20 protein-coding genes and 1 pseudogene are annotated in these 23,632 nt (G+C 69.7%); 13 read left to right on the top strand and 8 right to left on the bottom strand.

Annotation, left to right across the window (positions count from 1 at the left end):
- Nucleotides 1–62: 62 nt before the first annotated feature.
- A complete protein-coding gene (locus tag OPF83_RS13720) occupies nt 63–734 on the top strand; it encodes a TetR/AcrR family transcriptional regulator (protein ID WP_264888075.1) in 672 nt (223 codons plus the stop codon).
- Here OPF83_RS13720 and OPF83_RS13715 read toward each other — a convergent pair.
- From OPF83_RS13715 to OPF83_RS13700, 4 genes are all read right to left on the bottom strand, one after another.
- A complete protein-coding gene (locus tag OPF83_RS13715) occupies nt 731–2,332 on the bottom strand; it encodes an FAD-dependent oxidoreductase (protein WP_264888073.1) in 1,602 nt (533 codons plus the stop codon). The genes OPF83_RS13720 and OPF83_RS13715 overlap by 4 nt on opposite strands.
- Nucleotides 2,333–2,341: 9 nt before the next feature.
- Nucleotides 2,342–3,376 carry a diiron oxygenase gene (locus OPF83_RS13710; RefSeq protein ID WP_264888072.1) on the bottom strand — a complete coding sequence of 345 codons (1,035 nt, stop codon included), beginning with the start codon at nt 3,374–3,376 and terminating at the stop codon, nt 2,342–2,344.
- 227 nt (nt 3,377–3,603) lie between these two features.
- Nucleotides 3,604–4,266 carry a TetR/AcrR family transcriptional regulator gene (locus OPF83_RS13705; protein WP_264888071.1) on the bottom strand — a complete coding sequence of 221 codons (663 nt, stop codon included), beginning with the start codon at nt 4,264–4,266 and terminating at the stop codon, nt 3,604–3,606.
- 17 nt (nt 4,267–4,283) lie between these two features.
- Complete coding sequence (locus OPF83_RS13700) at nt 4,284–5,336, bottom strand: AraC family transcriptional regulator (RefSeq protein ID WP_264888070.1); 1,053 nt, start codon at nt 5,334–5,336, stop codon at nt 4,284–4,286.
- Nucleotides 5,337–5,426: 90 nt separating this feature from the next.
- Here OPF83_RS13700 and OPF83_RS13695 point away from each other — a divergent pair, with 90 nt between their 5' ends.
- Together OPF83_RS13695 and OPF83_RS13690 are read left to right on the top strand one after the other, a co-directional pair.
- Nucleotides 5,427–7,064 carry an NAD(P)/FAD-dependent oxidoreductase gene (locus OPF83_RS13695; protein ID WP_264888069.1) on the top strand — a complete coding sequence of 546 codons (1,638 nt, stop codon included), beginning with the start codon at nt 5,427–5,429 and terminating at the stop codon, nt 7,062–7,064.
- Nucleotides 7,061–7,930 carry an SDR family NAD(P)-dependent oxidoreductase gene (locus OPF83_RS13690; RefSeq protein WP_264888068.1) on the top strand — a complete coding sequence of 290 codons (870 nt, stop codon included), beginning with the start codon at nt 7,061–7,063 and terminating at the stop codon, nt 7,928–7,930. Before OPF83_RS13695 ends, OPF83_RS13690 begins: the two co-directional genes overlap by 4 nt.
- Before the next feature lie 49 nt (nt 7,931–7,979).
- Here the strand turns inward: OPF83_RS13690 and OPF83_RS13685 are convergent, their stop codons facing one another.
- Nucleotides 7,980–8,711 carry a dienelactone hydrolase family protein gene (locus tag OPF83_RS13685; protein WP_264888066.1) on the bottom strand — a complete coding sequence of 244 codons (732 nt, stop codon included), beginning with the start codon at nt 8,709–8,711 and terminating at the stop codon, nt 7,980–7,982.
- A 175-nt stretch (nt 8,712–8,886) separates the two neighbouring features.
- Between OPF83_RS13685 and OPF83_RS13680 the strand changes: the two genes are divergently transcribed.
- The 6 genes from OPF83_RS13680 (at nt 8,887) to OPF83_RS13655 (ending at nt 15,575) form a co-directional block, all read left to right on the top strand.
- Nucleotides 8,887–9,354: an SRPBCC domain-containing protein gene (locus tag OPF83_RS13680; RefSeq protein ID WP_264888064.1), complete on the top strand. Its 468-nt coding sequence runs from the start codon at nt 8,887–8,889 to the stop codon at nt 9,352–9,354.
- Between the two features lie 179 nt (nt 9,355–9,533).
- A complete protein-coding gene (locus OPF83_RS13675; RefSeq protein WP_264888062.1) occupies nt 9,534–10,577 on the top strand; it encodes an ABC transporter substrate-binding protein in 1,044 nt (347 codons plus the stop codon).
- A complete protein-coding gene (locus tag OPF83_RS13670; protein WP_264888059.1) occupies nt 10,578–12,323 on the top strand; it encodes an iron ABC transporter permease in 1,746 nt (581 codons plus the stop codon).
- Nucleotides 12,316–13,383: an ABC transporter ATP-binding protein gene (locus tag OPF83_RS13665; RefSeq protein ID WP_264888057.1), complete on the top strand. Its 1,068-nt coding sequence runs from the start codon at nt 12,316–12,318 to the stop codon at nt 13,381–13,383. Before OPF83_RS13670 ends, OPF83_RS13665 begins: the two co-directional genes overlap by 8 nt.
- 312 nt (nt 13,384–13,695) lie before the next feature.
- Nucleotides 13,696–14,037 (top strand): transglycosylase family protein, encoded by a 342-nt coding sequence (locus OPF83_RS13660; protein ID WP_264888055.1) that lies wholly within the window; start codon nt 13,696–13,698, stop codon nt 14,035–14,037.
- A 146-nt stretch (nt 14,038–14,183) separates the two neighbouring features.
- On the top strand, nt 14,184–15,575 hold the full coding sequence (locus OPF83_RS13655) for an MFS transporter (protein ID WP_264888054.1): 1,392 nt from the start codon (nt 14,184–14,186) through the stop codon (nt 15,573–15,575).
- A gap of 30 nt (nt 15,576–15,605) precedes the next feature.
- On the opposite strand, the pseudogene OPF83_RS13650 reads toward OPF83_RS13655, so the two are convergent.
- Nucleotides 15,606–15,779, bottom strand: a pseudogene (locus tag OPF83_RS13650) (dihydrofolate reductase family protein); the annotation flags it as partial.
- Nucleotides 15,780–16,001: 222 nt separating this feature from the next.
- On the opposite strand from OPF83_RS13650, the gene OPF83_RS13645 reads away from it, so the two are divergent.
- Both OPF83_RS13645 and OPF83_RS13640 read left to right on the top strand, forming a co-directional pair.
- Nucleotides 16,002–16,496: a glutathione peroxidase gene (locus tag OPF83_RS13645; RefSeq protein ID WP_264888053.1), complete on the top strand. Its 495-nt coding sequence runs from the start codon at nt 16,002–16,004 to the stop codon at nt 16,494–16,496.
- Between the two features lie 86 nt (nt 16,497–16,582).
- Nucleotides 16,583–17,731, top strand: coding sequence for an alpha/beta hydrolase family protein (locus tag OPF83_RS13640; RefSeq protein ID WP_264888051.1), 1,149 nt, complete (start codon nt 16,583–16,585; stop codon nt 17,729–17,731).
- Between the two features lie 100 nt (nt 17,732–17,831).
- Here the strand turns inward: OPF83_RS13640 and OPF83_RS13635 are convergent, their stop codons facing one another.
- Both OPF83_RS13635 and OPF83_RS13630 read right to left on the bottom strand, forming a co-directional pair.
- Nucleotides 17,832–19,148, bottom strand: a complete 1,317-nt coding sequence (locus OPF83_RS13635; RefSeq protein ID WP_264888049.1) for a pyridoxal phosphate-dependent aminotransferase — start codon at nt 19,146–19,148, stop codon at nt 17,832–17,834.
- 378 nt (nt 19,149–19,526) lie between these two features.
- Nucleotides 19,527–20,789, bottom strand: coding sequence for a TerC family protein (locus OPF83_RS13630; protein ID WP_264888047.1), 1,263 nt, complete (start codon nt 20,787–20,789; stop codon nt 19,527–19,529).
- Between the two features lie 235 nt (nt 20,790–21,024).
- On the opposite strand from OPF83_RS13630, the gene OPF83_RS13625 reads away from it, so the two are divergent.
- Both OPF83_RS13625 and OPF83_RS13620 read left to right on the top strand, forming a co-directional pair.
- On the top strand, nt 21,025–22,476 hold the full coding sequence (locus tag OPF83_RS13625; RefSeq protein WP_264888046.1) for a PLP-dependent aminotransferase family protein: 1,452 nt from the start codon (nt 21,025–21,027) through the stop codon (nt 22,474–22,476).
- A gap of 277 nt (nt 22,477–22,753) precedes the next feature.
- A complete protein-coding gene (locus OPF83_RS13620) occupies nt 22,754–23,578 on the top strand; it encodes a mycofactocin-coupled SDR family oxidoreductase (RefSeq protein WP_264888044.1) in 825 nt (274 codons plus the stop codon).
- The last annotated feature ends 54 nt before the right edge of the window (nt 23,579–23,632 follow it).

Below are 23,632 nucleotides of genomic sequence, written 5' to 3'. Positions count from 1 at the left end.
CATTTAACACCTACTGTTAATCCGCGGGAAGGGGTCGGGCCACACCTGTCTAGACTCGGCCCATGCCGCGAACCTCCTCCGACACTCGCCGGGCCCTTTACCTGGCCGGACTGCGCCGATTCGCGAACGAGGGCTGGCAGTCGGCCCGAATCCGGGACATCGTCGCCGACGCCGGGCAGGGAAACGACTCGGCGATCAACTATCACTTCGGTTCCCGCAGCGGGCTGCTCGCGCAGATCCTTGCCGACGGCGTGGCGCGGATGGAGGGCGAGCGCCGGGCCGACCAGGCGCGCTGGCGCACGGACCCGCCCGATCTGCCGGAGGCTGTACGCGCCGTGGTGGCGCCTCTGGCGGATCTGCTCCTCGACGAAGAAGGACGCTGCACACTCCGGGTGATCGCCCAGGTGGGGCCGCTGACCGAGGTCGGTCGCACCATCACCGCCGGGCCGGTCGGCGGCACCGTGCTCCAGGATCAGCTCGAGGTACTGGTCAGCGAGACGGCGCGACGGTGCGGCACGGAGATGGCACGGCACCGGGTGCGGCAACTCGTCGTCGTCGTCACCTCCGACCTCGCCGCCCGAGCGGAAGCCGCCCCCGACTCGTTCCCACCGCACCGCGAGTACGTCGCGGACCTGGTCGACTGGATGTCCGCGGGACTCGGCCGGCCCCGGGTCTGCGCGGCGGTCGGTCGACCGGGAGCCGCCGATCAGGCGCCGGAAACCGGGGCCCACTAGACAGCGGCAGCGGCCTCCGTGCGGGGGCGGGCGCGGCGCCATGCGGCACCGTCGATGAGACCGGGGCGGCGACCGCGTAGCAGCGCGTCGAACGCGGACGCGGGCCGCGGCGACGGCAGCGTCCCCGAGTTGGCGTCGGCCAACAGGGCGTTGACGGTCTCCGCCGCACACGTCTTGTTGGAGCCGATGAACCCGCGCGGTCCGCGCTTGATCCAGCCCACCACATACTGGCCCGGCACCTCGCTGCCGCCGGGCTCGTCGAGCACGCGGCCCTGCGAGCTGGGGATCGTCGCGGAGGCCGGATCGAACGGCACTCCCGGCACAGGAACGCCACGGTAGCCGACCGAACCCAGGATGAGCCCGGCCGCGATGACCTCTTCGGAGCCGGGAACCGGGACGGCGCGGGCGGTGCCGGTGTCGTCGTCGACCTCGAGATCGGTGCGCACCACCCGCAGGCCCTCCGCTCGGTCGGCGCCCACGACCTCCACGGGGGAGGTCTGGAAGCGCAACACGATCCGGCGGCGATCGCCCGGCGCGGCGGGCAGGCGCGCGGCGAGCTCGGCTAGGTACTCGAGCTTGAGCCGGGTCTGGGTGTCGGTCGCGGCGTCGACATCGATGCCGTCGCGTGCGTCCACTCGCAGGTCGATGTCCTCACGCGCGGCGAGACCCACCAGCTCCGGCAACGTGAACGCGGCATGCAGCGGACCGCGGCGGCCCAGCACCACCACCTCGCGGACAGCGCTGGTGCGCAGCGCCGCCAGGGCGTGCGGGGCGATCTCGGTCCCCGCGAGGCGCTCGGGGTTGGTGGCGAGGATCCGCGCGACGTCCAGGGCTACGTTGCCGTTGCCCACGATCACCGCCCGCTCGTGATCGAGCGGCACGTGGGCGCCTGAGTGGTCCGGGTGGCCGTTGTACCAGGCCACTACCTCCGTAGCGGACGTGCTCCCCGGCAGGTCGACGCCCGGGATGTTTAGCGGCTTGTCCGTCCCGGCGCCGGTGGCGTAGATGACGGCGTGGTGGTGGTCGGCGAGCTCGGCGGCGGTGACGTCCCGACCCACGTCGACTCCGAGCCGGTAGTCGAAGCCGGGTTCGTTCTCGATCGCCGTGAACAGGTCCGCCACCGCGCGGGTGTCGGTGTGATCGGGTGCCACGCCGTGACGCGCGAGCCCGTGCGGCACGGGCAGCCGGTCGAACACCGTGACCTGGACGCCGTCCTGCCGAAGCAGGGCGTCGGCCGCGTACAGCGCCGCGGGTCCGGCCCCCACCACGGCCACCCGCAGCGTGGTGCGGGTGGGACCGAGCCGGACCAGGGTGGGCACCGTGGCCTGCGGCCGCGGAGGGCGCGTGTCACCGGTAAGCTCGGAGTTGATCCGCAGAAAATCTTCCTGGTGCGGCTCCAACGCCGTGTGCGGGACGATCGCCCCGACCGGGCAGGCCCCCACGCACGCACCGCAGTCGACACACGAGACCGGGTCGATGTAGAGCATGTCGGCCGTGCCGAAGTCCGGCTCGTCGGGCGTGGGGTGGATGCAGTTGACCGGGCAGGCGTGGACGCAACTCGCGTCCGCGCAGCAGGCCTGCGTGACGACGTGGGGCACTGTCGGCTCCTATGCGGCAGACGCGTCGACGGGCGTGTCGGCTGCAGCGTCGACGGTCTCGCGGAACGCCACGGGCGGCTCGCCGCGGAAACGGGACGGGCGGCCGTCGATCTTCAGTGCCTTCCACACCCTGCGCGAGGTGCGGTTCATCAGCCCCGACTCCTCGGCGAGCATCCGGACGTCGCTGAACAGGTCGGACAGGAAGCGGCGCGACTCGGGACTGTCCCAGTACAGCTCCTTGACCACCTCGTCCGGGATGTCGAACGCATCGCGGAACTCCGTGGTGGGCTTGAGGATCGCGTCGCACAGCAGGCGCATGATCACCGGGAACAGCAGCGAGGTCATGAACCTGCTCCGCTTGGACAGGCGCGGGGCGTTGCGGGCCACGTAGGTGTGGGCGAAGGAGATGTGGCGGGCCTCCTCGGCGACGTGGATCTCCATGATCCGCGAGAGCACCGGCGGGAGGTTGTCCGAATTGCGCAGGACCTGCTTCTGCGTGTGGTCGATCGGTTCCTCGCCGGCCAGGACGCCGATGAAGAACGCCACGGGGAGCGGGCCGGCCGCCATGGGGATGATCGGGGAGATCGCGCGCAGCCACCGGGGCATGCCGGGCACATCGGCGCCGATCACGTTGACACCCTGCTGGAACATCTGGGTGTGATTGCACTCCTCGGTGGCCTCATGGGTGAGGTACCGGAACTCCGCCGAGCCGTTCTCGGCCTTGAAGACGTACTGCATGATCCCGCGGATGAGGATGTTCTCGAACTGCAGGCCGACCTTCATGATGTTGGCCTGGCGCCACAGGCCGATCTCGATCTGCTTCTCGATCGGCTGTGCCTTGTACCAGGGGTGGCCGCCGAGCGGGTCGATGCCCGCGGGCAGGATCCAGCGCGGGTCGGTGCGGTCCACCTGGAAATCCGGGTGATCCCAGCTGATGTCGACGAACGGGTCGAAGCGGCGGTGGACCGAGGCCTCCGACAGGCGGCGGAGGGTGGCCTCGTATTCCTCGGTGGTGGCCGACGGGCGAGGTGCGACAGCGGTCATGATCAACCTTTCCGGTCACCGGCCCGAAGGCCGGTCGGTGGTTCCGACGATCCGAAGTGGAGACAGAGTGACAATCTCCATCTATTTGTCACTGACGCTAGACGGAATGGGGTCACGTGTCAACGGTGGGGACGCCGGTTTCCGGTGCGGCCCTGGTGAGGCCGTGGAAAGTCAGGCCGTGGGAAGCGAGGTGTCGGCCCGGGTGCGGGCCGTGTGTCAGACGGTGGTCAGGCGTCGCGGGGGAACTCCGACGGGCCCAGCAGCGGGCCGAGCTGATTCCGCGCGAAAGACTTGACCGTGTCCTGGTCGTCCAGGTCGATGATCAGTGACGGGCTGAGGACGAACGAGACCACCAGGCGCACCACCACCTCGGAGACCACCAGGATCTCCTCGTGGCTCCGCGAGTCGTGGACGCTGCGCGAGACCAGGTCGGCGAGGAAGTGGGCCGCCGCCGTGATCAGCGGCGCGCCCTGCACAGTGAAGTGGGGGACGGTCGACTCCGCCTCGGTCTCCAGGAGCCGGTTGAGCAGGCCGTGGTCCCGCAGCCGGGAGATCGCGAACGCGAACCCCTCGGTGAGCTTGACCTCGAGCGCGGCGTGGGTGTCGACCTCCCGCTGCAACTCCTCCAGGAACCAGGCGGCCTCCCGCATGAGTGCGGCCTCGACCAACTCCTGCTTGGTGGAGAACCGTCGGTACAGCGTCATCCGCGCCAGGCCGGCCCTCCTTGTGATGTCGCCCATCGTGGACCGGGCGATCCCGACGCTGGAGAACTGCGCGATCGCCGCGTCGAGGATCTGCTCGCGGACCGGGTCGTCCGCCGTGTCCGCGTCGTCCTCCGGCATCCCCATGCCGAGGAGGGACAGCGGATCAGACGACGGGGACGCGTTCATGGCGCCCATTGTCCCACTTACACCGCGGGTGCGCCGCGCTGTCGCACCTGGCGGGCCGACGTCCCCCACCAGCGTCGTGCGTACTGGCTGAACGTGGTGGCGTCGCCCAGGTCGACGGCGGAGGCGATCTGGTACAGCGGGATCCGGGTGGTGGTGAGCAGGCGTAGCGCCGTCTCGCGGCGGACCTCGTCGCGGAGCGCGGAGAACGTCGTGCCCTCGTGGGCGAGCTCGCGCTGCAGGGTGCGGGGCGAGACCGCGAGCATCCCCGCCACGGCGGCCAGCGACGAGGTGCCGGTCTCCAGCGCCTGCTGCAGGGCGGCCCGGGTGTGGTCGAGGAAGCCGGGAGGGCCCGCGGTGGATCCCTGGTCGGTCGGCCCGTGCTGATCGGCCGGGACGTGCTGGTCCAGGTAGCGCAGCGCGAGCTGCTGCAGTGTCTGGTCACCGCCGGTGATCGGCTGCCCGAGCAGCGCGGACGGCACGCGCAACACCGCGTCCGGCGACTCCCCGGTCACCGGGGCGCCGAACAGGGCCTCGTACTGCTCGGCGGGGACATTGAGCTCGTTCGGCAGTTCCACCGTGAGCAGCCCGTAGTCGTGCCCCAGCACGCTCTGCATGGCGCGGTGCAGGAACAACAGCACCAGGTCGACGGACTGTGGAGGGATCACCTGGTCCGGGTCCCGGTAGCCGAAGCGCACCCCCAGCACGTCGTCGTCGCCCCTGGGGTCGGGGACCACCGTGATCTCGATCGAGCGCGAGTGGAAGAACAGGTACTTGGAGGTCATCTCGAGCGCCTGGGTGGTGCTGCGCGCGTTCTTCACCGCCACCGCGACCGGCCCGAGCATGTCCAGGTCTTGCAGCTGTGCCACCCGTAGGCCCAGGTCCGGGCAGTCGAGCTCGGCGGCGGCCGTCTCCAGGAGCAGGGCGATCGACAGGTCCTCGACCAGGATCTCGTCGCTGTCCAGTGCCTGTGCGGGCAGTCCGCAGCGTCGTGCCAGGTCATTGGGGTCGCCGCCCAGCCCGGTGACCACCTGCCGGACGCCGCGCAGGCCGGCCGATCGGATGTACGCCATGCCGTCACACTGCGCCCGTTGGCGCGAAATCTCAACTTCTTGGCGCGTTCGGGAAAGTCTCGGCGGCGGCGGGCGGCTACGGTACTTGACATGAGCACCTCAGATGACAAGCAGGAGTGGCCGGGCTCGAGTCCCGAGAACCCGCTCGACCTGCTGATCGTGGGCGCCGGCATCTCCGGGATCGACCTCGCGCACCACGTCAACCAGGCCTTCCCACACTGGAACTGGGAGGTCCACGACAGCGCCGACGACCTGGGCGGCACGTGGCACACCTTCCGCTACCCCGGCATCCGCTCGGACTCGGACATGGCGACCTTCGGCTTCCCGTTCCGCCCTTGGCCGCACGGCTCCACGCTCGGCGGGGGCGCGGACATCAAGGAGTACATCCGCGAGGCCGCCCGGTCGGCCGGCGCGCTGGACCGCCTGCGCCTGCGGTCGTGGGTCGCCGACTCGAACTGGGAAAGCGCGCGTCAGCTGTATCGGATCACGTGCGTGACCGGTGGTGGCGAGGGCGAGACGGGCGCCGCCGGGGAGCGGTCCGGCCCCACCGAGCGGATCGTCTGGTCCCGCCGCGTCCACTACGGCTCGGGCTACTACTCCCACGCCGAGGGCTACCGCCCCGAGTTCCCGGGCGAGGCCGATTTCGCAGGGCGGATCATCCACCCGCAGCAGTGGCCCGACGACCTGGAATGTGCGGGCAAGAGGATCGTCGTGATCGGCTCGGGTGCCACGGCCGTGACGCTGCTGCCCGCGCTGGAGGAACTCAGCGCCGAGGTGACGATGCTGCAGCGCACTCCCAGTTACATCGGTCCGCTGCCCACCAAGGACCGAATCAGCGCGTTCTGGAAGCGGGTGCTCCCCGGATCGGCCGCGTACAGGGTCGCCCGCCTCAACCACGGCGCGCGGGACATGTCGCAGTACGTGATCGCGCAGCGGGCGCCGTGGCTGTTCAAGGCCGCCCTGCGTGCGATGCAGCGCCGCTTCATCCCGGACGAGATGATCGACGAGCACTTCACACCGAGCTACCGGCCGTGGGACCAGCGCGTCTGCAAGGCCCCCGACGGCGACATCTTCCGCTCCCTGCAGCGCGGCGCCCGTGTGGTGACCGGAAACATCGAGACCTTCACGCCGACCGGCATCCGCCTCACTACAGGCGTCGAGATCCCCGCCGACGTGATCGTCTCGGCCACCGGCCTGCGCCTGCTGGCGTTCGGCGGCGGCACGCTGAGCATCGACGGCCGACCGCTGGACATCCCCGCGCAGGCCACCTACCGCGGCATGATGCTCGCCGGCGTGCCCAACTTCAGCTTCACCGTGGGCTACATCAACTCCTCGTGGACGCTGCGTGCGGACATGGTCTCGCGCTACATGGTCAAGCTGTGGAAGCGCGGCGACGAGGTCTACGCCCCAGTGCTGCCGGACGCGCCCGCGAACCGTCTCCTGCTCGAGTTCGACGCCGGCTACATCAAGCGCGACGGCCACCGTTTCCCCAAGCAGGGCGACGAGCGTCCGTGGCGCTACGTGCAGAACTACCTGGTGGAGATCCCGGAGCTGGCGTTCGGCGACCAGAGCCGCGGGATGGCGTTCGGGCCGGACGTGGAGCTGTCCGGCGCGCGCCTGGCCGGGGACCGCGACCACCAGGCGGAGAAAAACCGCGGGGTGGGGACTGACCGCGGGGTGGAGAGAGCGAACGACAACGACGACGACAAGGTGGGCCTGAGCCGATGAGCGTGTCCGAAACCCTACGCACCGTCCTGGGCGAGAAGATCCCGGAAGCCGGACCCGGGGGCCGGCGGGTCCTCATCACCGGCGCCGCCTCCGGACTGGGTCTGGCGCTGGCCCACGAGTACCTGGCGCTGGGCGACGAGGTGATCCTCACCGATATCCATGCCGAGGCCCCACCCGAGGTCACGGAGCTGCCGGGCATCTGGTCATACCGGAAACTCGACGTGACCTCAGATGCCGATTGGGCGGACGTCGCAGTCGTCGTCGACTCCCTCGACATCCTCGTCAACAACGCCGGTATCGCCGTCGGCGGTTCACTCGAGACCACGACCATGGCCTCCTGGGAGCGCATCATCGACATCAACGTGCTCGGCATCGTCCGGGGCTGCCGCGCGCTGGCCGGCAACCTGCCGCGGGGAGGGCGGATCGTCATCACCGCCTCCGCCGCGGGCCTCGTCCACGCGCCGTCGATGAGCGCCTACAACGCCACCAAGGCCGCGGCCGTCGCCCTGGGCGAGACCCTCGACGCCGAACTGCGCCCGCGCGGGATCACCACGTCGGTCATCTGCCCGCAGTTCTTCCGGTCGGGGCTCGCCGACTCGCTGTCCGGGGATGACCCGGAGGCCGACGAGATGGCCCGGAAGTTGCTGTCCAAGACCCACCTGACCTCGGAGATCATCGCCAGACGGTCGGTGAAGGGGATCGAGGCGCGGCGCACCGTCATCACCCCGGACGCGTTCGCCACGTTCGCCTGGTACTCCAAGCGGTACACGCGCGCCACCTTCCTCGCGAGCACTCGGCTCATCGGCCGGGTGACGGGAAATTCGAGCGGAACGACCGCCGTGGCGCATGCCGAGAGCGCGACGTGACCGCGCCTGCCGGACGCGGTCAGCCGCGAAGCGTCCGTGGTCAGCACAGCTAGCCGCGAAGCGTCCGCCTGAACAGGTCCTCGAGCGTCTGGAACATCCGCTCGGCGCCGGCTTCCTGGTACGACGCGGTGTCCGACATGCTGAACCCGTGCGGCGCGTCCGGATAAGTCTCGTTCCGCGCCGTGAGCCCGGCGGCGTCGAGCGCCCGGCCCAGTTCGGCGATCGCCTCCGCGTCGTTGGCCGGGTCGGCGTCGGCGTGCCCGAATGCGAACTCGGCGCGGCAGTGGGGAAGCAGCAGGTGTGGACTCTCGTCGGAACCGTCGACCAGGGCCGCGCCGTGGAACCCGGCCGCCGCGGCGACCAGTTCGGGACGCAGGGCCGCCGCGCGGATCGCGAGCCGTGCACCCATACAGTAGCCGGTCACGCCGACCTGGCCCGGGGTGGCGTGCTCACCCAGGACGTCCAGCCAGCGCTCGGTGTCCGGGTTGGACTGGTCCGGTGTGTAGCCCTGCACACGCGGCATGATGACCGGTCCGTAGGCTTTTCGGTTCTCGGGGACGGTGAGGTCCAAAGGCGGCAGTAGCTCTTCGCGGGTGCCGAGTCGGTAGAAGACATTCGGGGCCAGGACCGTGTAGCCCCAGCCGGCGATCCGGTCGGCCATCTCCTCGATGCGTGGCCGCAGTCCGATGGCGTCGATGAACAGCAACACTCCCGGCCCGGACCCGGTGAGGTAGGCCTCCGCGGTGCCGTCGTCCGTGGTGATCTCGAGCGTGGTTCCCATATCACGTGCTTACCACGTGGGTACGTCACGTCACCGGCCACAGCACGAGCACCGCCATCAGCACGAGCACCGCCATCAGCACGAACACCGGCACAGGCGCGTGCGCCGGCACCGGCGCCGGCGAACGGGAGCTCGGCCGGATGCGAGATCGCCTCGGAGGGTGCAGGGTGGGGGCATGAGTAATTCCACCTCCATCACCGTCGAGCGCGTGATCGACCACTCGGCGGCCGAGATCTTCGAGTTCCTGTCCAACCCCGAGAACCATGCCCGGCTGGACGGCTCCGGATTCGTGCGCGGCGACCACAAGACCGACCGGATCCAGCAGGTCGGCGACACTTTCCAGATGGATATGGAAGGTCCGCACCGGGGCGGCGAATACCGCACCGAGAATCACGTCGTGGGCTACGCAGCGGACAAACTGCTGGCCTGGCGGACAGCGCCCGGTCCCGGCATCGAGCCCCCGGGCTGGGAGTGGGTCTGGGAGCTCGAGCCGCAGGGTTCCGACTCGACACTGGTGCGTCATACCTACGACTGGTCGAAGGTCACGGACAAGAAGTACCTGGAGAAGATCAAGTTCCCGCTGGTCTCGCAGCAGCAGCTTGAGGACGCGCTGGCGAACCTCGCGGCGGCCGTGGCCGGCTGACGCCCGGCTCTCGGACAGCTGACGCCCGGAATTAGGCCAACTGACGCCCTGCTTCGGACCGGCTGACGTCCGGTGTCGAGCAGGAGTTCATTCCGCATTCACCCGGATCTTCCGGGCGGGTGGTGTGAGACTGTCATCATTGGGCGCTCATGTGGTTCTCAGGATGAGGAGTTTTCTGGATGTCTCGATCGATCGGCCGTCGTACGGTACAGGCGTCTCTCGCGGTTCTCACCGCCGGTGCCGTGGGTCTGGCCGGGTGTGCTGAGCCCGAGAGCACGGAGTCGGCCACGGCCGAGGGCTCCTCGGGTGCCACGGGTGAGATCACGCTGTACACCTCCGAGCCGCAGGCCAAGATCGACCAGATCATCGCCGCGTTCAACGAGGAGCAGCCGGGCATCGAGGTCAACGTGTTCCGCGCGGGTACCGGTGACCTCAAGGCCCGCATCGAGGCCGAGCGCTCCACCGGCGCCGTGGCCGCGGACATCCTCCTGGCCGCCGACGTCCCGACCTTCGAGGCGTACAAAGATGAGGACCTGCTCCGAGAGTACGAGCCCGCCGAGGCCGACGCCCTCGAGGAGTTCGCGCTGGATCCGGACGGCTACTACGTCGGTACGCGCGTGATCCCGACCGTGATCGCCTACAACACCAACGACGTCACCGAGCCCCCGACGTCGTGGGCGGCGCTGACGGAGCCGGAATACAAGGACCGCATCGTCCTACCCAACCCGGACGTCTCCGGAGCCGCGGCGTTCAACGCGGCGGCGTGGAGCCTCCAGCCGGAGCTCGGCTCCGAGTGGATCCAGGCGCTCGGTGCCAACTCCCCGCAGGTGGCCGAGTCCAACGGACCGGTCGCGCAGGCCGTGGCCGAGGGCGCCCGGTCGATCGGCATCGTGGTCGACTACCTGGTTCGCGACCTCGCGGCCAAGGGCTCGCCGATCGCTGTCAGCTACCCGGAGGAAGGCGTCCCCTACATCACCCAGCCCGGCGCGATCTTCGCCGACGCCCCGAACCCGGAGGCGGCCGAACTGTTCCTCGACTTCATCGTCTCGAAGACGGGCCAGGAGCTCGCCGTCGAGCAGAGCTACCTGCCGGTCCGTGACGATGCGGGTAGCCCCGAGGGAGCACCGGCCATGGCCGATATCACCCTGTTCGACCAGGATCTGGACGAGATCGCGGCCTCCAAGGAGTCGGCGGTGGCCGCCTTCAACGAGGCCGTCCGGTAGGTGACCCTCACCCTTCGTCTCGCCCTGTGGGCGGCCCTCGCGGGCGTCATGGTCGTGCCCCTGGCCATGGTCGTCTCGCTGGGGCTGGGGGCCAACCACCTGCCCGAGCTCATCGAGGAAGGTCTGGGGCAGGCCACGGTCAACAGTCTCGTCAGCTCTCTGCTGTCCGCGATCGGAGCCGTGATCATCGGCACGATCATGGCATTCCTGCTGGACCGCACCGACCTGCCCGGTCGAGGAGCCCTGCGTCTGCTGCTGCTCACACCGCTGTTCATCCCGCCGTTCATCGGGGCCATCGCGTGGAGCGGACTGCTCACCGACGGCGGACTGTTGGACCGTGTGTTCGGCGTGGCGCCGTGGAATTTCTACGGCGGTCCCGGCGTGGTGTTCTTGTTGACCCTGCACGCCTACCCGATGGCGTATTTCGTGGTCACGGCGGCGCTGCGCAGGATCCCGGCGGAGTTCGAGGAGGCGTCGAGACTGTCAGGGTCCACGGCACTTCGCACGCACCTCGACGTGACGATGCCGCTCATCCGACCGGCGATGGCCGCGGCGTTCACCCTGACGTTCGTCAGTGGGATCGGCGACTTCGGCATCCCCGTGATCGTGGGTCTGCCCGCGGGGTACGAGACCCTGTCGACCCTGGTCTACCGGATGCTCGAGTCGGGGTCGGTGGTCTCGCCCCTGCAGACGGTGTCGCAGATCGGGATCGTGTTGTTGCTGCTCGGCGTGCTGGGAACGCTACTGGACCGGCAGGTCTCCAAGGGCGGGGTGGAGTTCGGCGGGACAGGTCGAGTCGCCGAGCCACAGGAACTCGGACGCGCCCGCCGTCCGCTGGGCGTTGCGGCGTGGGTGGTCAGCGTCGTGGTGACCGCGGCCCCGCTCGTGGGCCTGCTGGTCCGGGCGCTGCTTCCGGCGCCCGGTGTCCCGCTCACACTCGACACCGCGACACTCGATAATTTCCGCCGCGCTCTCACCGCCCCGACCACTGTCGACGGAATCGTCAACTCCGTGTTCCTGGCGCTGGGTGCCGCACTGATCTGTGGCGTGATCGGCCTCCTCGTGGGGCTGTTCACCACCCGCCTGGCCAACCGGGACAGGGAACCGATGCTGCTGAGCGTCCTGCTTCCCCAGGCCGTGCCGGGACTGGTGATCGCCACCGGATGGCTCATCCTCGGCCGCTACACCGGCCTGTTCAACACCAGGTGGGTGATCCTCGGGGCGTATGTCACCGCGTTCACCGCGATCGTCGTGCAGACGGTCCGGGGCCCGCTCGCGGGAATCCACTCGTCGATGGAGGAGGCCGCACGAATCGGGGGCGCCGGAGCGTTGCGCAGTCGGATGGACACCAGCGTCCGGCTGGCCCTCCCGGCGGCGGGGATCGGCATGGTGATGGTGGCGCTCACCGCCGTCCGTGAGTTGACCCTGTCGGTGCTGCTCGTCGCCCCGGGCACCCAGACACTGGGAGTGGTGATCTTCCAGTACCAGCGGGCCGGGGACTACAACGCCTCGTCGGCCCTGTCGGTGGCGCTCATGGCCGTGGGCCTGCTGGCCCTGGCGCTGTTCGGAGCACGCTTCGCGGGGACGTCGACCGGGTTGTCTGCGGCGTCTACCGCGTCGACTCGCGCCTCGACCCGTGCCACGCCCCGAGGCAGTTCCTCGACAGACGGGGCCCCCTCCAGTGGACCCGTGATCGATGCCGCCCCAGATCCCATCTCGAACGACACCGGGAGTAACCGTGCCTGACCTCGTCGCCCGCGGCGTGGATGTCCGCTTCGGCGAGACCGCCGCCCTCACCTCGCTCGATCTGGAGGCGGGCGCCGGCTCGATCCTCGCGTTGGTCGGCCCGTCGGGATCGGGCAAGTCGACTTTCCTGCGTGCGGTCGCGGGGTTCGAGCGTCCCACGTCCGGCACGATCCGGGTCGGTGACCGGCACCTGTTCGGCGACGGCGTGAACCTGCCTCCGGAGCAGCGTGGCCTGTCGATGGTGTTCCAGCACCACGCCGTGTGGCCGCACATGAGCGTTCGCGACAACGTGGCGTACCCGCTCAAACGGGCCGGGGTTCCGGCTGCCCAGCGTCGCGAACGGGTGGCAGAGGCGCTGGAGACGGTGGAGCTGGGACACCTGGCAGGCCGTCGGCCGGACACCCTCTCGGGTGGTCAGCGGCAGCGCGTCGCCCTGGCGCGGGCGATCGTCGCCAGACCGGGCGTGTTGCTTCTCGACGAGGCGCTCTCGGCACTCGACGAGCCGCTCCGCGCGTCCCTGCGGCTGGTCCTGCGGCGCCTGTCCGCGGAGCAGGGGCTGACGATGATCCACGTGACCCACGACAGGGACGAGGCGCTTGCGATCGGCGACCGCGTGGCCGTGCTCAACCGGGGTCGGCTCATGCAGTGCGCCGAGCCCGAGATCCTCGATTCACACCCCGGCAGCGCGTTCGTCGCCGGGTTCCTCCACGACGCGACTCTGATCACGGGGCGCGTCGACGCTGACGGTTTCCGATCCGCCGACGGAGGGATCAGCCTGGGCGGGGACCGGCTCGTGGCACCGGCCGGAGCCGTGGAGGGCCCGGCGACGCTGGCGCTCGTGCCGGGAGGGCTCGCGCTGGCGAACCCGGGAGCGGCGCCGGACCGGATCGGGGCGGAGTTCCTCACCTCGCTCTACGGGCGGAGCGAGCGCACGGTGATCTGCCGTCGCGGGGAGCTGGAGTTCCGGATCCCGGCACCGCCGGGCGGGGCCACGCCGACTGTGGTCGGGGAGTCGGTCGGGATCGACGTCACGCGCGGGTTCGTATACCCGCACTCCTAGCTCGGCCCCAGTCTGCGCGACCTACTCGGCCTCACTCTTGTGCCCGGTCCGGAGCGGTGTGCCGGAACTCACCACCGGCTCGCCGCCGGCTCTGCGGTAGCCGTGCGCCGATGCCGGAGACCGGCGGGAAATCCCAGTTCAGACGGACAGGCGGGGGGGTGGATGGTGGAGCCGTCGTCGTCCACATTTCCACCCCCTCCCACGCCGCGCGCGCCCGCTCTTCGGTTGCGCCGGACCCCGGGCCGGGTCGTAGTGTCTGCGGCTGTCCGAGAACGGATGCACGACACGAGACCCCCAGGGAGGTCACGACACATGCAGAAGAATCTCGCCCGAACCCTTGCCGGTGCGTTCCTCGCCGGCGGAGTCGCCACCGGAGCCGCCAGCCTGGCCACTCCTGCCGCCGGCGCAGCCCCGGTCTCCGCGTGGGACCAGGTCGCCCAGTGCGAGTCCGGCGGCAACTGGCAGATCAACACCGGCAACGGTTACTACGGCGGCCTCCAGTTCTCCGCCCAGACGTGGTCCGGCCACGGCGGCGGCCAGTACGCCGCCACCGCCGACCAGGCGACCAAGGAACAGCAGATCGAGATCGCCGAGAAGGTGCTCGCGAGCCAGGGCGCCGGCGCATGGCCCAACTGCGGCGGGCCGCTCGGCTGACGGGCAGCCCTTCAGGAATCCGCTACTCCTCCTACGGATTCGCTACCCTTCGAGCGGTAGCGGATCCCCAGGGGGAGTAGCGGATTGTTGGGGTGGGTGGGGATTCGGGCGGACGGTGTCGTAGCCGAGGTCTAATGTCGGTCATCGTGAGCGCCCCCGATCGTCTGTACACCCGACTCGTCACACGCGTCGACCCCGATGAAGTGACACTGCCGGAGGACGTGCGCCGCGCGGTGCCGCGCAACGGACTGAGGCTGGTCGCCGCCAACACCCTGCAGTCCTCCGGGGACCAGACCGTGAGCGCCTCGACCGTACTGCCGTGGTTGTTCCACGTCCTCGGCGTGCCGGCCGCGCTGGTGGGTCTGCTGGTGCCGATCCGGGAGTCCGGGTCGATGCTGCCGCAGGCCTTCCTCACCCCGCTGGTGGTGCGGGTGGAGAGGCGCAAGTGGGTCTTTGCCGCCGGCGCGCTCGTCCAGGCCGCGACGGTGGCGGTGATGGCGGTGATCGCCGCACTCGGGAGCGGGACCGCCGCCGGAGTGGGGATCCTGGTCGCCCTCGCCGGTTTCTCGCTGGGTCGGTGCCTGTGCTCGATCGCGTCGAAGGACGTACAGGGGCGAACCATTCCGTCCGGCGAGCGCGGACAGATCATCGGTCTGGCCACGTCGGCCTCGGGCTTCGTGGCGATCACGCTGGGCCTGGCGATACGGATACTCGGCGGTGAGGACCTCGACCACACCGCGCTGGCGATCCTGCTGGCGGTGGGCGCGATGCTGTGGATGCTCTCGGCATCGATCTATGCGCAGGTGCGCGAGCCGGCGGGGGAGAAGCACGCGGGCGCCGGGGATGGGGACGCCGCGGACAGTGGCGCCGCGAAACGTGACGGCTCGGGCTCCGAGGACGGTGACGCTGCGGACCAGCGGACGTCGTGGTTCGCCGACGCGGTGGCGCTGTTCCGCGAGGACGAGACCTTCCGGAAGTTCATCACCGTCCGCGGATTGTTGCTCGTGTCGTCGCTGAGTCCGCCGTTCATCGTGTCGATGTCGGTCGCCGCGGGCACCGGGGCGCTCACCGGGCTGGGCGGGTTCATCCTCGCCTCCGGGGTCGCGGCGCTGATCGGAGGCCGCATCTTCGGCCGGATGGCGGACCGGTCGAGTCGACTGCTCATGGCGCGGGCCGCGTCGGCGGCCTCGGTCGTGGCGATCGCGCTCGTCGTCGTCGTCGCACTGCCGGGCTTCAACGGCGGATCGGCGATCGGTGCGGCCGTGTTCGTCGGCGCGTACTTCCTGCTCACACTCCTGCACTCCGGCGTCCGGGTGGGGCGGAAGACCTACGTCGTGGACGTGGCCGAGGGGGACACGCGGACGGCCTACGTCGCGGTGGGCAACACGATGATGGGGGTCATCCTGCTGGTCGTCGGCGCCATCAGTTCGGCGCTCGCGCTGCTCGGAGTGCAGTGGGCGCTGGTCTTCCTCGCCGTGCTCGGGCTGATAGGTGCCGCCTCGTCGCTGCGGATGCCCGAGGTGTCCAAGGGAAGGTAGGCGGGGCCGGTCCTCCGTGGCACCGCGCGGTCAGTCCTCCGCGACGAACCCGGTCACGTCGTAGACCAGCTTCTGGATGCCGTTGGAATAAGACCCGCTCTCGACGAGCGTCAGCGCCTGCTTGGGCTTGTCCGACTCACTCCACATGCGCTTACCCGCGCCGAGGACGACAGGGAAGACCAACAGGTGATAGCGGTCGATGAGCTGCGGTGGTCGGGCTCGCCGCCGGGCGCCTCGACGACGCCGTCGAGAGAGACGAACGCGGTGTAGATCAGGGTGCGCATGGAGCCTCCGATGCCTGGGTCTACCAGGGTACGGCCCCGCCGCGGGGAGGGGAACGGTCAGAATTGCGGGCGACAGCGACAGTGACAGCGACAGTGACAGTGACAGTGACAGTGACAGTGACGGCGACGACGAGGAGTCTCCATGGCCGACGACCAGCGCACGCTCTCCGACTTCCGGGCGACCCGTCTCGACGGGACCGACCAAGACCTGGCCGAGTACGAAGGGAAGGTCGTACTGGTGGTCAACACCGCCAGCAAGTGTGGCTTCACCCCGCAGTACAAGGGCCTGCAGAAGTTGTACGAGGACCATCGGGACGACGGACTGGTGGTGCTGGGCTTCCCGTGCGACCAGTTCGCGCACCAGGAGCCGGGCGACGACGAGCAGATCGGCGCGTTCTGCGAGCGGAACTTCGGCGTCGAGTTCCCGATGTTCTCCAAGATCGAGGTCAACGGCGCGGGCGCACACCCGCTGTACACGTGGCTCAAAGCCCAGAAATCCGGACTGCTCGGCGGCCGCATCAAGTGGAACTTCACGAAGTTCCTTATCGGGCGGGACGGTCAGGTCGTGGCCCGGTTCGGGCCGAACACCAAGCCGGTTGACCTGCAGGGAGAGGTGGTCGAGGCGCTCCGGAGATAACAGCATGACGGGTCAATTAACGCCGTCGACTCAGGCTCCGTTAATGTCGTGAGGAGTTTTGTACACCCTCACGTCACTGGAGTCACATGTCCCTCCGACCTCGCCACATCGCGGCCTCTGCCGCAGGCGCCCTCGCCCTCGCCCTGACCGTCGGGTCCCTGACCCCGGCCGCCGCCCAGATCGACCCGTCCAGCCTCGGCGAGAGCGGTGTGGAGACCGCGCTCGAGGTGATCGGCTCGCTGCCGGTGGGCTCGACCGCCGGACTCATCGGCTCCGTCGGCTCGGCCGACTTCCCGCTCAGCTCTGGCTCGATCGAGCCGCTGCGCGGCACGCCCCGGCCGCACAAGGACGTCGAGGCGGCGGGCTTCGTCAGCAAGACCACCGTCGGAGCCTTCGAGTACTGGGTCGTGGACTCGTACGCGATGCAGCGTGAGGTCGTGGTCGAGGTCCTGCCCTCCAAGGGCGATGGCCCGGCGCCCGTGCTCTATCTTCTCGACGGCGTGGACTCCCCGGAGAGTCACTCCGGCTATCGGTCCATGGCCAAGGTCGACACCCGCCCGATCGCCGACGACAACGTCCACATCGTGTCGCCCACCGGCGCGTACGCGTCGTACTGGACCGACTGGCAGGAGAACGATCCGCTCCTGGGTAACTACAAGTGGGAGACGTTCCTCACCGAGGAGCTGCCCGGCATCGTCGCGAGTCAGTTGGAGACCACCGGGAAGAATGCCGTGGGCGGCGTCTCCATGGGTGCCCAGGCGGCCATGCACCTCGCGGCCTCGTACGACATGTACGACGCCGTGATGTCGTTCAGCGGCAACTACTCCACGATGGACGCGCTCGGCTACCAGACCATGCGCCTCACCGTGGAGACCCGCGGCGCCGACGTGGACAACATGTGGGGCCCGCGTGGAAGCGACGAGTGGGTTCGCAACGACACGATCTCGCACGTCGAGGGCCTGGACGGCAAGGCCGTCTACATCACCTCCGGCAACGGCGTCCTCGCCGCCGACGACATGGCCGTGTACCGCGACGACGTGCAGGCGTTGGCCGTGGGTGTGGTGCTCGAGCGGGGCGTCCTCGAGGCCACCGAGAAGTTCGAGCGGGCACTCGACAAGGCCGGAGTGGAGCACGAGGTTGTCTACACCCCGACCGGGGCGCACAACTGGTCGAACTTCCTCAAGAACTTCGACGCCGGATGGGACTACATCAAGGGCGACCTCGGAATCGCGTGACCCGGAGGCCCTGCGATCGGCCGAGCGGATGGCCGGGCGATGGGCGGGCGACTGTCCGAGCGGATGGCCGGGCGGCGGATCGCAGGCGGCGGCCGGCGAGTCAGACAGAACGAACTGACTCGCCGGCCGCGGTCTGTCCTCTGACGGCGTCCCGGCGCCGCTCCAGATAGCGCGCGATCGAGGAAATGGCCTCCTCGAGAACGCCTGCCTCCGGCAGGCAGACGATCCGGAAATGGTCCGGCTCCGGCCAGTTGAACCCAGTGCCGTGCGTGACGAGAACATGCTCCGAGCGCAACAGGTCGAGGACGAGCTCCTCGTCGTCGTCGACCCCGTACATCTCCCTGTCGATCCGCGGGAAGCAGTACAACGCCCCGCGCGGCGGCACGCAGCTCACCCCCGGGATCTCGTTGAGCAGGGCCGCGGCGCGCGCCAACTGCGACTCGAGGCGACCGCCAGGGTCCACGATGTCGGACGGCAGATCCGAGCCCGCGCTGCCCGACCTGCCCGCGGCCAGCGCCACCGGGATCGCGTACTGGCCCGGCACGTTGGGGCAGACCCGCATGTTGGACAGCAGCGTGATGCCCTCGAGCAGGTCCTCGGCCGCCTCGAGCGGACCCGTCACCGCCACCCAGCCCGCGCGGTACCCGCATACCCGGTACGACTTCGACAGGCCGCCGAACGTCAGGCACAGCACGGCGTCGCCCGCCGCGAGCGCGGCGTGATGATGCACCGCGTCACCGAACACCAGCTCCTCGTAGATCTCGTCACTGAGCAGGATCAGCCCGTGGCGGCGGGCGATGTCGGCCATCCCGCGGACCGTCTCCTCGCTGTACACCGCGCCCGTCGGGTTGTTGGGATTGATCAGCACGAGGGCTGTGGTGCGTGGGGTGACCTTGGACTCGATGTCGGAGAGCGAGGGGTTCCATCCGTTGTCCTCGTCCGCCAGATAGTGCACGGGCACGCCGCCGGTGAGGTTCACCGCACCCGTCCACGTGGGGTAGTCGGGCGCGGGGACCAGGATCTCGTCGCCCGGGTTGACCATGGCCTGCAGAGTCAGCGTGATGAGCTCGCTGACGCCGTTGCCGAGGAAGACGGTTTCCGGCGAGACCAGGTCGATGCCGCAGCGTCGGTAGTGCTCGGCGACGGCCTCACGGGCGACCGGGATGCCGCGGGAATCGGAGTAGGCCTGGCCGGCGTCGAGCTCGCGTGCCACGGCGTCGACGATCTCTGGGCGGGCCTGCAGACCGAACGGGCGCATGTTGCCCAGGTTGAGGCGCAGGATGTCGTGGCCCTCGGCCTCCAGGCGCATCGCCTCGGTGAGGATCGGGCCGCGGACGTCGTAGCGGACGTCGCGCAGGCGCGCGGACTGCCGGTAGGTGGGCGTCGGATGGGTGGTGGCCGTCGCGGAGCTGTGCATGAGGCCATTTCACCCGTTAAGTGGAGTGTTGAGTAGGTCCACTTTATGCAAAACGGCGAGACCACTTTGGCGTGCGCGCGGGTGACGCGATCGCGCGAGCCACTGAGGCCGGGTGACTTGGGGGCCGGGCTTGGCAGGCGGGGCGGCCGACTGGCTACCGGAAAATCTTGTCGGCGTCACTGCGAAGATCAGGCCGGATCTTCGCAGTGACGCCGACAAGGTTCGCAGCAGCGGCAACAAAGCGCTGCGGGACTGTGGCGCAGGGCGCTCAAGCCGCTGCGGGCGGGATGGGGCGAGGCGGGGCAGCGCGAGGCGGGGTGGCGCGAGGCCAGGCGGCGCGAAGCCGGGCAGCGCAGGGCGGCGCACCACCGCCGCAGGTCAGACCGTCGGGCCCTGCTGCTCCACGATCTTCGCGGACACGCCGGCCTCGCGGCCTTCGGCCTTGGCGGAGGCGAGCCGAGTCTCGTGCGCCACGCGGATGATCTCCGAGTAGTTGTCCTTGTGCTCGATGAGGCTCTCGCGGTACTTCGGCGCCACGCCCTCGGCCTTGCGGGTCCAGGTGTCCATGAGCTCCTCGGCCTTCTGCAGGTCCGCGGCGGAGGCGTCGCCCTCGGCCCGGAGCTCCGTGTACCGGTGCGAGTAGCGCTCGGCGTTCTGCAGCGCGCGCAGGGCCTTGCCCTTGGGGCTGTTGAGCGAGACCACGACGGTGATGCCCAGGATCACGACGATCACCAGCAGCGACAGGGTGGTGGGGATCTCCACGACGGGGACGTTCGCGCCGTCGTTGATGAACGGCAGGTTGTTCTCGTGCAGGGCGTGGAGGATCAGCTTTACGCCGATGAACCCGAGCACCGCCGAGAGGCCGTACGACAGGTACACCAGCCGGTCGAGCAGTCCGTCGATGAGGAAGTACAGCTGCCGCAGGCCCATCAGCGAGAACGCCGTGGCCGTGAACACGATGTACGGCTCCTGGGTAAGGCCGAAGATCGCGGGGATGGAGTCGAACGCGAACAGGATGTCGGTGGCGCCGATCGCGACCATGACCAGCAGCATCGGGGTCAGTAGCCGCTTTCCGTTCTCGACGGTGAACAGCTTGTCCTCGTGGTAGTGCTGCGAGGCCGGGAGGAACTTCTTGGCCAGGCGGACCATGATGTTGTCGGCCTCGTCCTCAGCCTCGTCTCCGGTCAGCTCGCCCTTGAGCTGCTGGCCGGCGATGAGCAGGAGCGCAATACCGAAGAGGTAGAACACGTCCGACCAGGCCTCGATGATCGCGGCGCCGAGCAGGATGAAGATCGTCCGCGAGATCAACGCGAACGTGATGCCGAACAGCAGCACCTTCTGCTGGTATTCACGGGGCACCTTGAAGGAGGCCATGATCACCAGGAACACGAAGAGATTGTCGACGCTGAGCGCCTTCTCGGTGATGTAGCCGGCGTAGTACTCGACCGCGTGCGTGGTGTCGCCCACGGCGAAGAACATGAGGCCGAACACCAGCGCGATGCCGATGTAGATAGCGGACCAGATCGCGGCCTCGCGAATCGTGGGGAGGTGCGCCTTGCGCACGTGGAAGATGTAGTCGAACGCCAGGAGGCCGACGATCACAGCGATCGTGATGCCCCAGAGCAGGCCGTTGATCTCCATGCTGGAACGGATCCTTTCGTGAGAGACGGTGCGGGGACGACGAGGTCCCGTGAGTCTCTCCGCTCACCCGGGCCTTGACCGTTGGTGTGAGCCGCTGTGCCCGGCCGACCCGATCCTCGGGCCCGCGTGCTGACGTCCACAGCGTGATGGATACTCCCCCACTGCTGGTGAATGCTACACGCTGGCGGGCGACTTCTCCGGACTCGTGACCGCGGTCGCCGCCTACGCTTGGTCCATGTCCCGCACCTCCCGCCCCGGCGCCCTGGTCCTGGGGCAAGTGTCGGGAGCCGCGGATCTGGTGGACGCGATCATCGAGCGCATCACGGACGGCGCCCTGTCCGACGGCGACCGCCTGCCGTCCACACGCACGCTGGCCGAGCAGACGGGCCTGTCCCGGGGGACGGTCGTGCGCGCGTTCGACGAACTCTCCGCTGCCGGCTTCGTGGCCTCCGAACACGGCTCCGGCACCCGCGTCAGCCGGGGCGCCGCGCAGGCCGCCCGCGCGGGTGCCCGGACCCGGCGGAGTGACGGTGCTGCGGCTGAGGCCTCGTCGTCGCCCCTACCCGAGCCCCGTACGGGGCGATCGCCGCGCGACCTGCGTCCCGGGATCCCGGACGCCGCGCTGGTGGAGGAGCGCGCGTGGCGGTCGGCGGTGCGGGCGGCCGCGGCGCAGGGGCTCGCTGGGGTCAACCCGTGGGAGGAGCCGAGACCGACGGTGCGCGCGGCGTTGGCGGGGCACCTGCGGCGGCATCGCGGGATCGCCGGCGCGGACCCGCTGTTGTTCGACTCGTCGCGCTCTGCGATCGCCGCCCTGTGCGCCGCGTTCGTCGCCCAGGCCGAGGAGGCCGGCCGGCCGGGCCCCGACGTGATCCCGTTCCACATGGAGGATCCCGGCTACCGCGGCGCGCTGCTCATGGCACGCGAGCAGGGGCTGGACGTGCACTTCCACCCCGTCGACCCGGACGGCCTCGACGCCGGGCGCCTGGGCGAGGCGCCCGCGATCGTGTTCACCACGCCCGCACACCAGTACCCGCTCGGCCACCGCATGAGTGTCGAGCATCGGGTCGCGCTGGTGGAGTGGGCGCGGCGGACGGGCTCGCTGGTGATCGAGGACGACTACGACGGCGAGTTCCGCTACGGCGTCGCCCCGTTGCCCGCGCTCGCGACGCTGCCGGGCGCCGACGGGTGCGTGGCGTACCTCGGCACGTCGTCCAAGTCCGTGGCCCCTGACCTGCGCGTCGCCTGGTGTCTGCCGCCGGCGGCGTTGCGGCGCGAGGTGGACAAGTGGCTCGCGGTGCACCGTCGGGGGCCGTCGTCGCTGCCGGCGGAGGCGCTGGGCGGGTTCATGGCCGCGGGCGCGATGGACCGTCACCTCGCGCGGGCGGCGCGGGTGTACAGCGATCGGCGCGCGCGCCTGGTGGCCGCGCTGGCGCGCGAGTGCCCGACGGTGGACGTGACAGGCGTCGAGGCGGGGCTCCACCTGTGCGTGTTGTTGCCCGGATATGACGACGACGACGTGGTCCGCGCCCTCGAGCGGGCCGGATGGCGGACGCGGTCGCTGAGTAGTCAGTCCGCGCGGTTCCGGCTGTCCGGCCTGGTACTGAGCTATTCGCGGCTGGTGGCACGCGATGCGGACGCGTTCGCCGCGGCGCTGCGCGAGGTGCTGGGCGGGACGAGTTCGGGTTGATCCGCATCGGCGGGCGCTTCCCCTCGCCGCGTCGCCGCTTCCCACCGCTGCGTCGCCGTTCCTTTTCCCGGTTGCAAGACATGCTCTCGCGACTGCAAGACACCCGGTGCGATTCTGACACCGCTCGTCGCACCGGTGGTCTTGCAAACTGGGAGCAATGTCTTGCAACCGAGGGACGCGGGCGCGCTTGGGTGCTTAGATTCTGACAGTAGTCAGGTCGCCGCACGGCGGCCCGGCAGGTCGTCGTTCGGGCATTGTGAGCAGGAGTGTGGAGCACATGGAACAGCAGTCACTCGCGGGCAAGGTCGCCTTCATCACCGGGGCAGCCCGGGGCCAGGGGCGCAGTCACGCGGTGGAGCTGGCGCGGCGCGGGGCCCGCATCCTCGCCCTCGACATCTGCGAGGACATCGCGTCGGTGCCGTACGCCCTGGCCACGCAGTCGGATCTGGATCAGACCGTCGCCGAGGTGGAGGCGGTCGGCGGTGAGATCGTGGCGGTGAAGGGCGATGTGCGCGAGACCGCCGACGTCGCCGCGGCCGTTGACCGGTGCGTCGAGGCGTTCGGCGTGCCGGACATCGTCGTGGCCAACGCCGGCATCAACCTCCAGCGCGGGCAGGAACCGGATGCGCAGGTCGCGTTCATCGACACGATCATGGTCAACCTGGTGGGCGTGTGGAACACCGTGCACGCGATCGCGCCGCTGATGGTCGAGCGGGACCAGGGCGGATCGATCGTGCTCATCTCGTCCACGAACGGCCTGACCGGCCGCGGCGGCGACGGCTCGGGGGCCGTGACCGGGTACACCGCCAGCAAGCACGGCGTGGTGGGCATCATGCGCAGTCTCATGATCTGGCTGGCGCCGCACGGCATCCGCATCAACACCATCCACCCGGCCGGCGTGCCCACCGCGATGGTGTCGCACGCGGAGATGCAGGCCTGGTTCGCCGGCAACCCGGCCGGGCACACGATGGGCAACGCGTTGCCGGTGCCGATGCTCGACCCCATCGACATCTCGCGCGCGGTGCTCTACCTGGTGGAGGAGTCGGGCCGGCACATCACCGGCATCACGCTCCCTGTGGACGCCGGGTTCACCGGCAAGTAGCCGCCTCGCCGTCCCGCAGCCGAGTCACCTGGCTGCCTCGCCGCCCGGTCTGCG

Origin of the sequence: Dietzia sp. NCCP-2495 (assembly GCF_026011735.1) — a bacterium.
Lineage (GTDB): Bacteria > Actinomycetota > Actinomycetes > Mycobacteriales > Mycobacteriaceae > Dietzia.
Note: the sequence above shows the minus strand (reverse complement) of the source record. Positions and strands in the feature narration are given on the sequence as shown.

What these genes read in the sequence shown, in the direction of transcription:
- OPF83_RS13705 (WP_264888071.1), bottom strand. Translation starts at nt 4,266, where the DNA reads ATGAACGCGTCCCCGTCGTCTGATCCGCTGTCCCTCCTCGGCATGGGG.
- OPF83_RS13640 (WP_264888051.1), top strand. Translation starts at nt 16,583, where the DNA reads ATGTCCCTCCGACCTCGCCACATCGCGGCCTCTGCCGCAGGCGCCCTC.
- OPF83_RS13685 (WP_264888066.1), bottom strand. Translation starts at nt 8,711, where the DNA reads ATGGGAACCACGCTCGAGATCACCACGGACGACGGCACCGCGGAGGCC.
- OPF83_RS13710 (WP_264888072.1), bottom strand. Translation starts at nt 3,376, where the DNA reads ATGACCGCTGTCGCACCTCGCCCGTCGGCCACCACCGAGGAATACGAG.
- OPF83_RS13660 (WP_264888055.1), top strand. Translation starts at nt 13,696, where the DNA reads ATGCAGAAGAATCTCGCCCGAACCCTTGCCGGTGCGTTCCTCGCCGGC.
- OPF83_RS13680 (WP_264888064.1), top strand. Translation starts at nt 8,887, where the DNA reads ATGAGTAATTCCACCTCCATCACCGTCGAGCGCGTGATCGACCACTCG.
- OPF83_RS13620 (WP_264888044.1), top strand. Translation starts at nt 22,754, where the DNA reads ATGGAACAGCAGTCACTCGCGGGCAAGGTCGCCTTCATCACCGGGGCA.
- OPF83_RS13645 (WP_264888053.1), top strand. Translation starts at nt 16,002, where the DNA reads ATGGCCGACGACCAGCGCACGCTCTCCGACTTCCGGGCGACCCGTCTC.
- OPF83_RS13630 (WP_264888047.1), bottom strand. Translation starts at nt 20,789, where the DNA reads ATGGAGATCAACGGCCTGCTCTGGGGCATCACGATCGCTGTGATCGTC.
- OPF83_RS13700 (WP_264888070.1), bottom strand. Translation starts at nt 5,336, where the DNA reads ATGGCGTACATCCGATCGGCCGGCCTGCGCGGCGTCCGGCAGGTGGTC.
- OPF83_RS13625 (WP_264888046.1), top strand. Translation starts at nt 21,025, where the DNA reads ATGTCCCGCACCTCCCGCCCCGGCGCCCTGGTCCTGGGGCAAGTGTCG.
- OPF83_RS13690 (WP_264888068.1), top strand. Translation starts at nt 7,061, where the DNA reads ATGAGCGTGTCCGAAACCCTACGCACCGTCCTGGGCGAGAAGATCCCG.
- OPF83_RS13675 (WP_264888062.1), top strand. Translation starts at nt 9,534, where the DNA reads ATGTCTCGATCGATCGGCCGTCGTACGGTACAGGCGTCTCTCGCGGTT.
- OPF83_RS13695 (WP_264888069.1), top strand. Translation starts at nt 5,427, where the DNA reads ATGAGCACCTCAGATGACAAGCAGGAGTGGCCGGGCTCGAGTCCCGAG.
- OPF83_RS13635 (WP_264888049.1), bottom strand. Translation starts at nt 19,148, where the DNA reads ATGCACAGCTCCGCGACGGCCACCACCCATCCGACGCCCACCTACCGG.
- OPF83_RS13720 (WP_264888075.1), top strand. Translation starts at nt 63, where the DNA reads ATGCCGCGAACCTCCTCCGACACTCGCCGGGCCCTTTACCTGGCCGGA.